1 pseudogene is annotated in these 791 nt (G+C 48.3%); it reads left to right on the top strand.

The features are described 5' to 3' along the window. Positions 1-791 (top strand): annotated as a pseudogene (locus tag A3735_RS30090) (alkaline phosphatase); the annotation flags it as partial.

Raw genomic sequence — 791 nt, 5'->3', positions numbered from 1 at the left:
GACAAGCCAAACTCTAGACATCACCGGAATTGCTGACCTGTACGCAGCAGACCCTGAGCCAGAATATGTCGATATCAACAGTGACAATATCGCTGTTGTCACACTTCAGGAAAACAACCACATTTTATTAGTTGACCTGGAAACAGCCACGGTTAGCGCAGACTTCTCAGCGGGTACCGTTGATCTTGAAAACATCGACAACACAGAAGAAGATGCCGCCATTATTTCATTAAGCGAGAGCTTAAACGATATTCCTCGTGAGCCTGATGGCGTATCTTGGATTGACACTGAATATTTCGCCACTGCCGATGAAGGTGATTTAGACGGTGGCAGCCGTGGCTTCACAATCTTCAACAAGCAAGGTGAAGTGGTTTACTCTTCCGGCAACGACCTGGACCACATGGCAGTTCGCTTCGGCCACTACCCAGATGCTCGTTCTGGAAACAAAGGTAACGAGCCTGAGAATATCGAAGTTGCTAGCTTCGGTGGTACGCCTTACTTATTCGTCAACTCTGAACGTGCTAACCTAGTATTTGTTTACGATGTCAGTAACCCAGAGCAGCCTGTATACAAGCAAACCCTACCTGCGGGTGTGGGCCCTGAAGGTGGCTTGGCTATCCCTGATAGAAACCTACTGGTTGTCGCCAGTGAAAAAGATGATCGTGGTGATAAGTTCCGTGCGGCATTGAATATCTATCAGCGCTCTAGCGCAGATGCAAGCTACCCAACAATCGAGTCAACTAATCGAGTCGATGAGACACCCATACCTTGGAGCGCACTATCTGGTTTGG

The sequence above is a fragment of the Oleiphilus sp. HI0061 genome, from assembly GCF_001635675.1.
Note: the sequence above shows the minus strand (reverse complement) of the source record. Positions and strands in the feature narration are given on the sequence as shown.